The organism is Sinorhizobium sojae CCBAU 05684, assembly GCF_002288525.1.
Lineage (GTDB): Bacteria > Pseudomonadota > Alphaproteobacteria > Rhizobiales > Rhizobiaceae > Sinorhizobium > Sinorhizobium sojae.
Map to the genome: position 1 here is coordinate 1,928,498 of NZ_CP023068.1, position 14,196 is coordinate 1,942,693.

General features: G+C 60.6%; 15 protein-coding genes. 6 read left to right on the forward strand and 9 right to left on the reverse strand.

All coding sequences use genetic code 11. The annotated features are described in order from the left end of the window. Window positions 1-134: 134 nt before the first annotated feature. The 4 genes from SJ05684_RS26735 to SJ05684_RS26750 form a co-directional block, all read right to left on the reverse strand. Window positions 135-326, reverse strand: a complete 192-nt coding sequence (locus SJ05684_RS26735) for a DUF2933 domain-containing protein (RefSeq protein ID WP_083846157.1) — start codon at window positions 324-326, stop codon at window positions 135-137. Next, on the reverse strand, window positions 323-2,539 hold the full coding sequence (locus SJ05684_RS26740; RefSeq protein WP_085939080.1) for a copper-transporting P-type ATPase: 2,217 nt from the start codon (window positions 2,537-2,539) through the stop codon (window positions 323-325). The genes SJ05684_RS26735 and SJ05684_RS26740 overlap by 4 nt, the downstream gene beginning before the upstream one ends. 696 nt (window positions 2,540-3,235) lie before the next feature. Further along, complete coding sequence (locus tag SJ05684_RS26745) at window positions 3,236-3,370, reverse strand: hypothetical protein (RefSeq protein WP_374188708.1); 135 nt, start codon at window positions 3,368-3,370, stop codon at window positions 3,236-3,238. A gap of 80 nt (window positions 3,371-3,450) precedes the next feature. After that, a complete protein-coding gene (locus SJ05684_RS26750) occupies window positions 3,451-3,987 on the reverse strand; it encodes a Crp/Fnr family transcriptional regulator (RefSeq protein ID WP_244426643.1) in 537 nt (178 codons plus the stop codon). 71 nt (window positions 3,988-4,058) lie between these two features. Between SJ05684_RS26750 and SJ05684_RS26755 the strand changes: the two genes are divergently transcribed. Further along, window positions 4,059-4,577: a hypothetical protein gene (locus SJ05684_RS26755; RefSeq protein WP_034855319.1), complete on the forward strand. Its 519-nt coding sequence runs from the start codon at window positions 4,059-4,061 to the stop codon at window positions 4,575-4,577. A 92-nt stretch (window positions 4,578-4,669) separates the two neighbouring features. Here the strand turns inward: SJ05684_RS26755 and SJ05684_RS26760 are convergent, their stop codons facing one another. From SJ05684_RS26760 to SJ05684_RS26775, 4 genes are all read right to left on the reverse strand, one after another. Beyond that, entirely contained in the window at window positions 4,670-4,873 is a 204-nt protein-coding gene (locus SJ05684_RS26760; protein WP_374188709.1) for a heavy-metal-associated domain-containing protein, read from the reverse strand. Between the two features lie 191 nt (window positions 4,874-5,064). After that, entirely contained in the window at window positions 5,065-6,081 is a 1,017-nt protein-coding gene (locus SJ05684_RS26765) for a 2-hydroxyacid dehydrogenase (protein ID WP_034855293.1), read from the reverse strand. A 98-nt stretch (window positions 6,082-6,179) separates the two neighbouring features. After that, window positions 6,180-7,469 (reverse strand): glucoamylase family protein, encoded by a 1,290-nt coding sequence (locus SJ05684_RS26770; RefSeq protein WP_034855320.1) that lies wholly within the window; start codon window positions 7,467-7,469, stop codon window positions 6,180-6,182. A gap of 436 nt (window positions 7,470-7,905) precedes the next feature. Next, window positions 7,906-8,106 carry a CsbD family protein gene (locus SJ05684_RS26775; protein WP_034855248.1) on the reverse strand — a complete coding sequence of 67 codons (201 nt, stop codon included), beginning with the start codon at window positions 8,104-8,106 and terminating at the stop codon, window positions 7,906-7,908. A 77-nt stretch (window positions 8,107-8,183) separates the two neighbouring features. Here SJ05684_RS26775 and SJ05684_RS26780 point away from each other — a divergent pair, with 77 nt between their 5' ends. Beyond that, entirely contained in the window at window positions 8,184-9,242 is a 1,059-nt protein-coding gene (locus SJ05684_RS26780) for an endonuclease/exonuclease/phosphatase family protein (RefSeq protein WP_034855295.1), read from the forward strand. Window positions 9,243-9,553: 311 nt separating this feature from the next. Further along, window positions 9,554-10,054 carry a CopD family protein gene (locus tag SJ05684_RS26785; protein ID WP_034855297.1) on the forward strand — a complete coding sequence of 167 codons (501 nt, stop codon included), beginning with the start codon at window positions 9,554-9,556 and terminating at the stop codon, window positions 10,052-10,054. On the opposite strand, the gene SJ05684_RS26790 is transcribed toward SJ05684_RS26785, so the two are convergent. Beyond that, a complete protein-coding gene (locus SJ05684_RS26790) occupies window positions 10,032-10,532 on the reverse strand; it encodes a DUF2231 domain-containing protein (protein ID WP_034855299.1) in 501 nt (166 codons plus the stop codon). The two genes, SJ05684_RS26785 and SJ05684_RS26790, sit on opposite strands and share 23 nt — an antisense overlap. A gap of 54 nt (window positions 10,533-10,586) precedes the next feature. Between SJ05684_RS26790 and coxB the strand changes: the two genes are divergently transcribed. The 3 genes from coxB to SJ05684_RS26805 are packed head-to-tail and all read left to right on the forward strand — an operon-like array spanning window position 10,587 to window position 14,118. Then, window positions 10,587-11,261, forward strand: coding sequence for a cytochrome c oxidase subunit II (coxB, locus tag SJ05684_RS26795; RefSeq protein WP_034855303.1), 675 nt, complete (start codon window positions 10,587-10,589; stop codon window positions 11,259-11,261). Then, entirely contained in the window at window positions 11,258-13,771 is a 2,514-nt protein-coding gene (gene ctaD, locus SJ05684_RS26800) for a cytochrome c oxidase subunit I (RefSeq protein ID WP_034855304.1), read from the forward strand. Before coxB ends, ctaD begins: the two co-directional genes overlap by 4 nt. Then, complete coding sequence (locus SJ05684_RS26805) at window positions 13,768-14,118, forward strand: hypothetical protein (RefSeq protein ID WP_034855305.1); 351 nt, start codon at window positions 13,768-13,770, stop codon at window positions 14,116-14,118. Before ctaD ends, SJ05684_RS26805 begins: the two co-directional genes overlap by 4 nt. Window positions 14,119-14,196 lie beyond the last annotated feature (78 nt).

Here is a 14,196-nt window from a genome sequence, read left to right on the forward strand (position 1 = left end):
GCCTTTTCCTGGTCGCATTCGGCGCGGCCACCGTTCCGCCCTTCCACTCCGAGCCTCTCTCGGTCTCGCCGCAGCGACGCTCGCAACGCGGTCGGCACGGAATCGAGTCGAACTCGCATGACGCAAGGCGTAGGTCATGTGAGATCGTCCATCCGGTGATCGCGATGTCCGCCATGGCCATGGAAGAAATGCATTAATGGGCACGCAAGCAGCAACAAATAGGGTGCGAGCCCCAATGCATGCTGCCAATGCTCTCGGAGTACGAAGAATGTGGCAATCACCGCGAGCGAGGCGGCGAACAATGTCCATCTGCGATCCCAGGTCATATCCGAGCACTCCGCAACCTGAGAGCATTGCCGATCACGCTGACTGACGAGAGCGCCATGGCGGCTGCCGCGATGATCGGCGACAGCAAAAGTCCGAGGGCGGGATAAAGCACGCCAGCCGCAACCGGGACGCCGGCGGCGTTGTAGATGAAGGCGAAGAACAGGTTTTGCCGGATGTTTCGCATCGTCGCGTGACTGAGCTGCCGCGCCCGCGCGATGCCCTGCAGGTCGCCCTTGAGCAGCGTCACGCCAGCGCTCTCGATTGCCACGTCTGTCCCCGTTCCCATGGCAATCCCGACGTCGGCGGCAGCAAGCGCTGGGGCGTCGTTGACGCCGTCGCCCGCCATGGCGACGATCCTTCCGTCTCTGCGCAGGCGCGCGACGATCTCACTCTTGTGCTCCGGCAAGACCTCTGCCGCGACCTCCGTGATACCGAGCTTCCGGGCGACGGCATTGGCGGTGGTCTGGTTATCTCCGGTGAGCATTACCACCCGCACGCCGTCCTTCACCAAAGCTTCCACTGCAGCGGGTGTCGTCGCCTTGATCGGATCGGATATTGCGAATAGTCCAGCCAGGCGACCGTCGATGGCGGCGAAGATGACTGTCGCGCCTTCACTCCGCAGTCCTTCCGCCTCTTTCGAGAGTGCCGAGACGTCCACCTGTTCCTCGGACATGATCCGGTGACTGCCGATGATGAGGCTGCGGCCCTCAACGGTGCCGGTCACACCCTTGCCGACGGGGCTGTCGAAGTTCTCTGCCGTGGAGAGCGCCACTCCGCGTTCACTGGCCGCCTCGACGATGGCCGCCGCGAGAGGATGCTCGCTCGACCGTTCCAGCGTGCCGGCCAGCCGCAGGAGTTCGTCGTCTGAAACATCATTCACTGCGACGATCGAGGTGACCTTCGGCTTGCCTTCGGTCAGGGTTCCCGTCTTGTCGACCACCAGCGTGTCAACTTTCTCGAAGCGTTCCAGCGCTTCTGCGTTCTTGATCAGCACGCCTACGCTTGCACCTTTGCCGACGCCGACCATGATCGACATCGGAGTCGCGAGGCCCAGCGCACAGGGGCAGGCGATGATGAGCACCGCGACTGCGGCGACGAGTCCGTGCGTAAAGCGGGGTTCTGGGCCGAACGTCATCCAAGCCACGAAGGCAATGATGGCGATCAGGATGACAGCGGGCACGAACCAGGCAGACACTTCGTCGGCGAGGCGCTGGATCGGGGCGCGAGAGCGCTGGGCCTCGGCGACCATGCGGACGATCTGCGATAGCATGGTGTCGCGGCCGACCTTTCCCGCTTCCATGACGAAGCCGCCGGTCCGGTTCATCGTGCCCCCGATCAATTTCGCGCCAACCTCCTTGGTGACCGGCATTGACTCCCCGGTGACCATCGATTCATCGACCGAGCTGCGGCCTTCGATGAGGGTACCGTCGACCGGGACCTTCTCGCCCGGACGGACACGCAGCTGGTCGCCGACGGCAACATCTTCGAGCGGCACGTCCTCCTCGGCGCCATCGGCGCCGATCCTGCGGGCGGTCTTCGGTGCCAGATCCAGGAGGGCGCGGATCGCGCCTCCGGTCTGCTCACGCGCCTGCAGTTCGAGGACCTGACCGAGCAGCACCAGCACTGTGATGACGGCCGCCGCTTCGAAGTAGATCGCAACGGCCCCCCCATTGGATCGGAACGTTGCCGGAAACAGGCCCGGGGCCACAGTTGCCACCACGCTGTAGACCCAGGCGACTCCGGTGCCCATCGCGATAAGGGTAAACATGTTCAGATGCCGGGTGAGGATCGACTGCCACGCCCTTTCGAAGAAGGGAGCGCCCGCCCAGAGGACGACCGGAGTCGCGAAGACAAGTTGCAGCCAGTTCGACATTTGGGGGCCTAGTAGCATGTGGAGGTTGGTGAGATGGCCGCCCATCTCCAGTGCCAGCACAGGAAGCGTCAGAACCAGCCCGATCCAGAACCGCCGTCGCATATCGACGAGTTCCGGATTGGGACCATTTTCGGCGGATATGATCTCCGGTTCGAGCGCCATGCCGCAGATCGGGCAGTTTCCGGGACCGATCTGTCGCACCTGCGGGTGCATCGGGCAGGTGTAAACCACGCCCTGCTGCTGCGCAGTCCCATCTTCGCCGCGAGTGGGCCTCGCATGGCGATGATGGTGGCCCTGCTGGTGATCTTCGGGTCGGTGGCGATGCTCGTGCTCGTCCATTGAAGAATGTCTCCATGTTTGAACCCGCCTGCAACAAACTTAGCGCCCGCGATTGTTGCCGTCGAAGGCGACCGTCACGCTTCCCCTTGGCGGCACGAGGACCGTATCGCGCAATGCACCCGGAAAAGCCCTTCAATCAATGCCGGAGATCTGGAAGTGATGCCCGTGCGCATGACGACCTCGACGCTTTCTCGCAATCCGAGGCTATCGACGCCGTCGATCCGCCTCTCGTAGCCGTTCATGCCGCCTTTCAGGGTCAGTTCGAAACGCCGGTCAACTGACGCGGGGAAAGCGATGCGGCGGCCACCAATCGCTGTTCGAGATGAATGCCAACGACCGGACCGGCTGCCACTCCGCGGGATGCAAGCTTGCCCACCCCAGCCCCCACCGGAACAAGGACCATGCCGCTGCGATGATCAGAGCCTTCTCGCAGTCCCAGAACCGGGAGGGACTCTGCGACCTCGGGTTCGCTGCTAACGATGTGTGGCCCGCATTACGAGGGCTGCCTCAGCGATCAGCATGAACAGAAAACATGATTGCGACCAAAACAGCCAGCAATTCTCTTGCGCCTTTCCGGACGGTCTGGCTGGCGGCGATCATGTTTCGCTCGGCCTTTGTGCTCTATTGAAGCACATTGCGCGGCGGTTACAAGCTGTGCCTTGACCTTGATCAAACGGCCGACGGACCACCTCCATCTCAAACAGCGGACACGCCGAATGGTCCCTTGATCCGTGCCATGCTGTCGGCGATCGCGTTGGCAATCTCGTCGATAATCGGGCAGTCCGGCCGGTCGTCGCCGTGACAGTGGCTGGCGAGATGTTTCAGCGTCATCCTGCCGGACCTGTTTGCGGCCCGTCTCCGGCCGATTATGCTATGAATGAGTCCGCAAATCCGGTCCACTCATGCGCATCCTATGAATGCCGGCGTCTCGAGAATTCGCGATACAGCGCCTCGGGCGACACGGCAATTTCATCCGCCAGTGCTTTCCAGTCACCCTTGGTCGGAAGCCTGCCATCATTCCAGGTCAGCCAGGCGTCTAGCCGGGCGCTCACTGTGCGCAGCGAAACGATCTCTGCGCGCTTTCTTGTATTCTGCAACTCGCGTGTAAGGTGCATCGTCCACGCCAGCGCAAAAGCACGGTCCTCATTCAGGAGCCGACGAACTTCCCCGACCGGAACCGCGAATGCCTGCGTTGCCGTTACGGCGATCGCATCGCAGTGATAGTGCCCTGAGAACAAAGAGGCCTCGGCTACGATCGTGCCCGGCGTCGATCGCTGCAATACGGCGGGGCTCCCGTTCTCCTGGTAACGCATGAGTTTGACGCAGCCCTCGGTCACCAGGAACATCGCCACGACCGGATCATCTCGGTGAAAGAGATGCTCCTTCCGTTCAAGGGTCTTGAGCGCTATGGCCCGGGGGCGGAGGTGGGCGACAATCTCATCCGACATGATGGCTATCATGTTCACGGCGATTGTCGGTTGGCAAGCTCATGTCTACCAGCAACCAACCGGTGATTATCATGAAATTCATATTACTCGCGCTCCTGGCCGCAGTTCTGCCTTTTGCCGCAGCGGCGGAGGAAGTACACGTCCATGCGTCGCACTACCTCGGACAGGAGTTCCGCAAGATCAAGAGCCTGTCGGAGGCGGACCTCCACGAGCTTGGGCGAGGCGGGGGGTGGGGACTTGCGAAGGCGGCCGAGTTGAATGGCGTGCCGGGACCCTCGCATGTTCTGACGATGGAGCGTGAACTGGCCCTGACGGCGGAACAGATGGCCGCCGCGCAACGCATTTTCGATAAAATGCGAGGCGACGCCATCGCTGAGGGGAGAAGGCTGATCGCCGCCGAATTGGCCCTGGAGAGCGGCTTTCAGGAGAGATCGATTGACGAGCACGGCCTTCGCGCCCGACTTCGGCAGATTGAAGCGAGTCGCGTAGGGCTTCGTTTCATCCATCTCGCTGCCCATCTGCAGATCGTGCGGATTTTGAGCCCAGGTCAGGTCAAGCGCTACAACGAATTACGCGGCTATCGGCGCTGAGCACCACAATGTGCCAGCCGGTCACACGCGCCGTCGGGCCGGCGCGTGTTTGCGCGTGTTCCGGTGTCATGCGATGTCGCTGCAGCAGGAATTCAGGAAGTCTCCAAAGAAGCCTGATAGCCAGCTTCTCTAATCGCTACAATGAACGCGTCAGAGCCGACCTCAGAGTCGATGGACGCTGTCTTCGCCTCGAGATTCACGGTAAGCCTGCTACTAGGATCGACCGCTTTTACCGCCTTCTCCACCGCCGTGCTGCAGTGCCCGCAGGTCATGTCGGGTATGTTGAGATGATGCATTTGGAAGTCTCCGTTGATCTGACTTGAGGCAATATGGAGTTTCCAAACGATGGCAGGGACAAGAGGCCCTGCGCGAAATTTTTTTCCACAATGTCGACGCCGCCTCCGGCATTGTTGTTGTCGCTGCTGCGGCGGCACTGGCATATGGTGAAATGCGGCCGTCCGTCGCCGCCTCCTCCGTTCGGCTACCGTCACCGGCCCGGCCCGGCGATCTTCTCGACGGAAACTTCGTGAGTTGCGCAGCCGCAATCGACGAATGCGCTGAAATTAGCAATAGTCGTCTCCGCAATGTTGGTAAGGGCCTCCTTTGTGAAAAAGGCCTGATGACCGGTGATAAGGACATTGGGGAACGTTAGCAGGCGCGCGAAAACGTCGTCCGGAATGAAGCGGTCGGACAGGTTTTCGTAGAACAAATCGCCTTCCTCTTCGTACACGTCGAGCCCTAGGCTGCCGATCGTCCCGTCCTTCAACCCCTGGATGACAGCGGGGGTTTCCACCACGGCGCCGCGGCTCGTGTTGATCAACATCGCGCCGCGCTTCAGCTGCGGCAGCGTTTCGCTCCTGATCATGTAATGGGTTTCGGGCGTGAGGGGGCAGTGCAGGCTGACAATATCGGATCGCCTGAAGAGCTCCTCGCGCGAAACATAGGTTACCCCCAGAGCCTCGCAGACCGGATTCGGCTTGAGGTCGTTCGCAAGCAGCTTGGAGCCGAATCCTGCCATGATTCGCGCGAATGCCTCGCCGATCTTTCCGGTGCCGACGATGCCGACCGTCTTGCCGCGAAGGTCAAACCCCAACAATCCCTCGAGGGCAAAGTTGCCTTCGCGGACCCGATTGTAGGCCCGGTGGATCTTGCGGTTCAGGGCGAGGATCAGGGCCGTCGTATGTTCTGCGACGGCATAGGGCGAATATGCAGGGACACGCGCGACTCTAATGCCAAGATTACAGGCGGCTTCGAGGTCGACATTATTAAAACCAGCGCAGCGGAGCGCGACAAGCTGCACACCAAGTTTCGCGAGCTCCTGAAGGACAGGCTCGCCGATGTCGTCATTGACGAAGGCGCAGATCGCCTCGGCACCCATGGCCAAGGCCGCCGTTTCGGGGGAAAGCCGAACTTCGAGAAACCGTAGCTCGTGTCCGACGCTGCTATTCGCTGCACAGAGGAATTCGCGGTCGTAAGACTTGCTGCTGAACACTGCGACTTTCATGGTCTTCCCGTCTGAACCCCTCTCTGAGGCGAACCTCGCCAGGAACAGAAGGCGGCCTCTTGAAAAATTGGTACCGCAGAACTCTTTCACAGGACCGATCAGGGCAGCTCATTCAGCCAGCCCCCGTCGAATCCGGCGCGCCGCAATCCCGTCACCACATAAGGGCAGTTTCGCATCAAACGCCACAACAGACCGCTCCAATGGTTCTCGATCATAAGCACGATCGGCCCCTGATTGAGTCCAAAGTGCCAGGGCGACACCCACCAGCCATAGGGGTTGCCTTGTTCGCCCGGATGGGTCGGGTTGAAGGCCGCCTTGAAGCCGTACCTGTTGAACATCGTCAGCTTGGCCTGATGCACGCAGTAGTCGATCGCCTGCAGGACGATTTCAGGCGCGAACGGCAAGGAGGCGACAACCGACCAAGGTGCAAGCGTGCCATCGTCCGGTCCGAAGGGAACGCCTCGGCCGACATAGTCGTAGAACTCGCGCTTGACGCCCTTCAACTTGAGCGTCGCGGGACCGGGGCCCTCGCTGGCGGTGACACCCCAGCAGCATTCCCGGTATCCGTCGAACTTGCACGGATTCTCGATCGCATAGGCACGCTGAACCTGAGTTGCCCGGCGGCTGTTCTCGAAATAGTCGATACCCCTTCCGCGCATGTAAACGTCCTGAATCGCGCGAAAGTCGATCCAGACGTGGGATAATTGGTGCGTGAACAACGGCCCCGCGTAGAGGTACTCATAACCGTAGCAACTCTCCCACCGATAAGTGGAGGTCCAGGCGGAGTAGCTCGATTGCGGGAGCGGGTGGGTCGGCGACCCCAGCCCCAAGATATAAAGAAGCAGCGCCTCGCTATAGCCCTCCCAATGGTACTTGAGAAAGCCAGTCTCCGGTGTCCACCCGTGCGTTACCGTTTCTGCGCCATTCAGCGCCCACTGCCAATCCACTCGGCGGTAGAGCGCATCGGCGATCTCGGTTATCTCCTGCTCGCGAGCGTCCGCCGCGTCGAAATACATCGCAGCCGACAAGGCCCCAGCCAAGAGCAGGACGCTGTCGATCGTCGACAGCTCGCACTGCCAGGCGCGACGCCCGGTCGCCATATCGAGGAAATGATAGTAGAAGCCTTTGTGCCCCGTCGCATCGGGCTGTGGTCCCTGAGAACTTCCCAAGAAGAACCGGAGTGTTGCCAACGTCCGCGTGACGGCGGCTGCGCGGCTCATCATGCCCCGCTTGACGGCGACGGGGTAGCAGGCGAGCGCGAGACCTGTCGCGGCGATGCTGGACGGCCAGTTGGTAGCCGTCTTGTCGAGAACCAGGCCGTTGGCGGGGTTCACTTCGTTGAGAAAGTAGTCAAACGTCTGCCGCTGAAGTTGCTGAAGCTCGTTCATAGCCTTGACCGCTTTCACGGCCTCCTCCTGCCACGCTCGACGCTTGCGCGGTAGCTTCTCCATTGTCTCAGAGAAACCCGTAATCAGGCACGTCACAGTATACCCGATCGGGACATGTAGGGCCTTGCCGCTCCTTAGTTCGCCGGGAAGGCCAGTCGACGTACGACCGTGAAACAGACCGACATGCCAGAGCCCGACTTAGTGGACTGTGATCGGCCCCGTCTGATCAGCATCAAGGTGGATCTTTCGCAGGCAGGCCCGCGACCCTGCGCGGCATGAGCTCGAGTCCGTCTTGTATCCCGATGTGACAACCGCCACAGACCACCGCCGCCCAACCACCGGACGCGGCCGTTCGTCTCGCGATTGGAAGGGTAGTTCCGCTCTGCGGTCCGCAGATGAGGGCCCATGAATATGGGCCCAACGGAGAACGTGCGGATCAACTCATCCGCCTGGACCAGTCGTCCACCTGGCGTTCGGCTTCTTCTTTCGCGATGCCGTATCTCTCCTGAATCCGCCCCGCGAGCTGATCGCGGTTCCCCTCCGCCTGGTCAAGGTCATCGTCGGTGAGGTCGCCCCACTGCTCCTTCGCCTTGCCCTTATACTGCCTCCACTTTCCTTTGATCTGATCCCAATTCATGGTTTTCTCCTTTCTGATCGTTCTGGTGTCCAACCGCAAATGCGGCACGAGGTTCCGACGGAGGAGGCGATTTTGTGATGGCACGCTGGGCAGTAATCGGCTTGGGGTCGCTGGGCGTGGCCGCAACGGTCGTTCCCTTCATCCCGAGCGACGAGTGGTGGATCCGGATCTGGGATTTCCCGCGCATACAGGTCGCCGTCCTTCTGGCGGTGATGTTGGGCGCCGTTCCCTTCTCGCTGCCCATCCGGCGACGCCGAACGGCAGCCTTTGCCGTCGCGCTGACGGTAGCCCTTGGCTGGCAGATATTTGCAATCCTGCCTTACACGCCGATTGTCGCTACGGAGGCGAAGGCGGCAGAGAACTGTGATCAGCGTTCGCGCATCCGTCTCCTCGTGGCGAATGTCCTGAAGTCGAATCGGAACGCGGAACCGCTCCTTTCCCTCCTGGACAGGCTTAGACCGGACATCCTCGTCCTTGTCGAAACCGATGCCTGGTGGGACACCCAGCTAGCGCCGTTGAAGGAAAGCTATCCGTATGGGGTCGCGTATCCGCAGGAAAACGGATATGGCATGCATCTCTTCTCCCGTTTCGAATTGATCGGACCGGAAGTTCGGTTCCTGATCGATGACTACGTGCCTTCGATAAAAACAGGGCTGCTGCTCCCCTCCGGCGCGAGGATCGATCTTTACGGCCTCCATCCAAAGCCACCTCCGCTTCAGGACACCGCACGACGGGACGCGGAACTCATGATCGTCGGACGGGAAGTCAGGATGGAAACGGCGCCGGCCATCGTCGCGGGCGACCTGAACGACGTCGCCTGGTCGCGCACAAACAGCCTCTTTCAGGAGATCAGCGGCTTGCTCGATCCGCGCATCGGGCGCGGCCCTTACGCGACCTTCAACGCGAACTGGCCATTTCTGCGCTGGCCTCTGGATCATGTGTTTTTCGAAGATTCGTTCCAGCTGCTCCACCTGGCCGTTGCTGGAAACATAGGATCGGACCACTTCCCCTTCTTCGTCGCACTCTGTCATCGTCCTGCCGCCGAGGCCGAGCAGGAGCAGCCGCGCCCGGAGCCGTCCGATGTCGAAGCGGCCGATGAAGCGATCGAGAAAGGGAGGGAGGAAGAGACCGATTGACCCCTTCACATTGGGGCGCATGTCCGCATTGTCGAGGCCGTGACAATGGTGGAAAAGCCAACAAAGCTTGGCATGAAGATGAAAAGGGCATGCGGAAAGCTCCAGCCGAACGCACCGCTGACGAGCGTCGGCCATCTTGTGGTGCTGGCGGTCTAAGCTGCATTCCCGTGGCCGCCGTCCCCTGCCCCTGGAAATGCCAATCGGTCGCCCTATGTCTGCTTCGTAAGTCATGCCACGCACTCTATGTCCTCGGATACGACACCACCTCAACACGTATGGCCGCTTTGCACCGGACCGCTTTGAGGCGACGGATGATCATTGCCATCAAACTTCTCCATATAGCGACAATCGCGTTATGGGCGGGTGGCCTCGTCAGCTTACCGGTATTGTATGTTCAACGGGCACGTGTCAGGGACAACGAGGCGCTCTACCGACTTCAGATGATGGTGCGTTTCGCCTATGTCGCCCTCATCTCTCCCGCTGCATTCGTCGCCATTGCGACCGGGACGATGTTGATTTTTGGCCAGCAAACATTTGCAGGCTGGTTTTCACTGAAGCTCTTTTTTGTTTCCGTTCTGGCTGCCCTTCACGTCCTTACCGGCCTTGTCATCATCAGGTTGTTTCGTGAGGGAGAGACATATCCCATCTGGCGGTTCCTGCTGACGACGGTCGGCACGAGCGCAGTCGTCTTGGCAATTCTGTTTGTGGTCCTGGCAAAGCCAACCATCGACGCGGGAGCCGTACTAGCCGTGTTCGAGCCTGGCGGGCTGCGGCGGCTCGTCCGCGCGGTCAGTCCTTGGTCGATACCATGAGCCCTACGCCATGATGGAAGATGAGCTTGCCACCATGCCAGCCTGCCATTCCGGTCACGCCCGCCGAGAGAGCGGAAACAAGAAGACCGTGGGGCAGGACTTCGGCGCTGCCGGTCACGCGCAGCCCCCAGTTCAGCCCTGTGAGTGCGATCAACATCATGGCGGCTATGGCATGGGCCCAGCTTGCTACACGCTCTCTGATTCCTGCGACCGAAAGAAGCTCAACCGTTCCGACAGCACCGGCGCCAACACCCATGAAGAAGGCGCCGCCGGAGGACCAAAGCCCCGCCCGGAGCCAAAATGGATCGGCCGACCACCAAAACAATACGTCAATAGCCAGGGTGACGAACACCAGCGCGATCGGAAAATGAACGCTCATCGCATGCAGCGGGTGGCCTGCGACGGCGATCGCGGAGCTCGCGTCCTTCTCCGCGATCTCGGCTATGACCGGGTTGGCGCTATCAGCTGTCTCGTCCATCGCAAAACTCCTCTATCACGATCAATTCTGCTTTCCCGCCGGTGGTTCCCAAAAATGGCGATCATGGCGGCGATTGGCATTGCAGGCGGCTGCACCGGGGATCTCTCGGCATTGGAACCAGCCGGTCCGTCTGCCAACTCCATCGCGCGATTGTGGTGGGTAATGCTGACGGCGTCGTTCCTCCTCTTTTCTCTGGTGATCGGTCTGTTCCTGGCCGCCGTTTTCGTTCCCGGGTTCGGCAGAAGGATCGCAGCGGAGTCCTGGATCGTTGGCGGCGGTATTGCGCTGCCATTGCCGATCCTGTTCGTTCTGACACTCTATGCTTTCTGGCAAGGCGAGCATCTGTTGAGGGGCGGAGGCAGTTTGTCGCCGGATATCGTTCGCATCGAGGCGCTCGCGACACGGTGGAACTGGCAGTTCGGATACCCGGACCTTCCTGGAGCGCCGCCCACTCTCGGGACATTGCACATCCCCGCAGGGCGGACGGTAGAAATTGCAGTGACCAGTGAAGACGTCATTCACAGCCTGTGGATTCCGCGCCTCGGCGGCAAGATCGATGCGGTGCCCGGCCATACGACCTATCTTCGGCTGAGAGCCGACACGCCCGGCCGCTACGGCGGCCAGTGCTCGGAATATTGTGGCACCGGTCATGCGGGAATGCGCTTCGAAGTGTTTGCCCATGCGCCGGAAGACTATCCGGCTGCCGTGGACCATCAGGAGCGCCAATGATCGAAGAGGACATGAAACATCCCTCGCCGATTGCTCTCCATAAGGCCCTCGAGCGCGTTTGGGGTACGCCGCCCGGCCTTGCTCGCCTGGCCGCGGTCAACCACAACATCATTGGCAAGAGGTTCATGCTGACGGCGCTTTCGTTCTTCGCGATCGGGGGACTCCTGGCGATGCTGATCCGCACGCAGCTGGCCTCGTCCGAAAGCGCCTTCATGGATGCGGAGCAGTATGCACAGATCTTCACCATGCATGGCTCCATCATGATGTTTCTATTTGCGATTCCGTTCTTCGAGGGTGTCGCGATCTATCTTCTTCCGAAACTTCTCGGCACCCGCGACCTCGCGTTTCCGCGGCTGACGGCCTATGGTTACTGGTGCTATCTTTTCGGCGGCAGCATGCTGATTGCCGCCCTCATCGGCGGCGTTGCGCCGAACAGCGGTTGGTTCATGTATCCTCCGCTGTCTTCGAACAGCTATTCCCCCGGCATCAACGCCGACGTCTGGCTGCTGGCCATCACCTTCGTCGAGATTTCGGCTCTTGCAGCCGCAATCGAGATCATGGTGACTGTCTTGAAGCTAAGGGCGGCGGGCATGTCATTGGACAAAATGCCAATCTTTGCCTGGTACATGCTCGTCGTCGCGACGATGATGCTGGTCGGCTTCCCGCCCCTGATCGTAGGCTCGGTGTTGCTTGAATTGGAACGTGCATTTCATCTGCCCTTCTTCGATCCGAGCCGCGGCGGCGACCCTCTCCTGTGGCAACACCTGTTCTGGCTCTTCGGGCACCCCGAGGTCTACATCATCTTCCTTCCGGCCGCAGGAGCGATCTCAACCATCCTGCCCGTCTTTGCCGGCGCTCCGCTCGCCGGATACCGTCTCATTGTTGCTGCTCTCGTCGCGATGGCCTTTCTGTCCTTCGGACTATGGGTTCATCATATGTACGCCGTCGGTATCCCGCATGTTGCCTTGTCCTTCTTTTCAGCCGCCAGCGCACTCGTCGCCGTACCCACGGGGATTCAGATTTTTGCTTGGCTCGCCACCCTCAGCCAGGGACGGCCGCGATTCTCGGTGCCAATGCTGCACATCCTCGGCTTTCTGTTCACCTTCGTCATCGGCGGACTCACCGGCGTCATGCTGGCGATCGTGCCATTCGACTGGCAGGCCCACGACACCCATTTCGTGGTAGCGCACCTGCACTATGTGCTGGTCGGCGGCTTCGTTTTCCCGATGCTTGCCGCTGCCTATTATTGGCTACCGCACCTGAGTGGCCGACAGCCTGTGCAGCACCTTTCGCAGGCGGCGTTTTGGATGTTGTTCATCGGTTTCCACGTCACGTTCTTCATGATGCACCTGACAGGGCTGCGTGGGATGCCAAGACGCATCTTCGAGTATCCGATTGAATCGGGTTGGGAGACGCTAAACTTCATCTCGTCCATGGGAAGCTTCGTGATGACAATGGGCTTCGCCCTCGTCGCTCTCGATTTCATTTTGCTCTTCCGCTTTGGGCGTCGACATCGTCGCAACCCGTGGAGAGCCGGTACGCTGGAGTGGGCGATGGCGACGCCGCCACCCTCCTACAACTTCGCGTCGCTCCCCTCGATCGAGCGTCGCGCCGACTTGCTCGATCCTGACCAACTGGGCTCTCAACTGGCGTCGGGCAAGGGCTACCTCGGAGTGCCTCGCCACGCGCGCATGGAATTGCTGGCCGTCGAAATGCTTTCCGGCACCCCGGAACATGTCGTGCGCTTGCCGAACCAGACCTTTCTCCCTCTCTGGACAGCCGCCGCCACAGGATGTTTCTTCCTGTCCCTGCTCTTCAAATTCTACTGGCTGACGCCGATCACCTTCGCATCCATCATCCTTCTGTTCCTACTGTGGAGTGGGGATACAGCCGAAAAGACCGATGTCGGAAGTCTTCCGGTCGGTCGCGGCCGAAAGCTGCCGCCTCATATGGAGACGGCACGTCCACCCTCATGGTGGGCGATGATCTTTGCACTGGCCGCTGACGCGACTGCGTACATCTCACTGTTGTTCGGGTGTCTTTTTCTTTGGGTGTCCGCACCGAACTGGCCGCCGCAGAAAATTCCTCACGTCGAGTTGGCCGGTCCGGCCATTGCGGCTATTGCACTGCTGGTGGCAGCTTGGGCGGGTCGGTCCGCGGCGGCCCGCAGCCCGCATGCCATCGGCTGGCTCGCGCTGACGGGCTTCGCCCATCTGGTCGCTGCGGCAACCCTGCTATGGCTTGCCATGGCTGCCTTGCCGGATCCGCGCAGCCATGCACTCGTGTCGAGCGTCTTTGTGGTTCTGACCTACGCCGCCCTCCGTAGCGGGCTCGGCATTGTCATCTCCGGCTACGGTATCTGGCGGATTCGAAGCGGCTACGTCTCGCAGAGACGCAATGTGGATCTGCGCCTGGGGAGGCTCTGGCACGATTTCAGCGCCGTCACCGGGCTCGCCGCTGCCGGCTTTCCATTCGTCATGACAATCCTCGCCAGCGAGCTTTCGCGATGATCAATAATCCCATCATCTCGATCATGGCGGGGTTTCTCGTCTGGAGTGTTCTGTTTGTGGTGCTCTATGGAGTTCAGGCGACCGGCTGCCATCTGGCAGGACCAGAGGTTTCCACGATCGGCACTTGGCCGGCACTTCGCGCAGTTCTCATAGCGCTTTTTCTTGTTTCATTTGCAGTCATCATATTATTCCACCGGCGGGCGAGGCGGCGCCAGATGCATCGACGCTCCGGCAACGATATGGATGCTTTCAGCCGCGAGGTGGCTACACATGTGTGGCTGGGCACCGCCATAGCAACGCCGTTGTGTTTTGGCGGCGTCGTCTGGCTGACACTCTGCGGGACATAGGGAACCCTCCAACCGCAGACCCTCTGCTATCGATGATGGCAGATAATGCAGAAAAGAGGAGTCTCATCCCCCATCGCT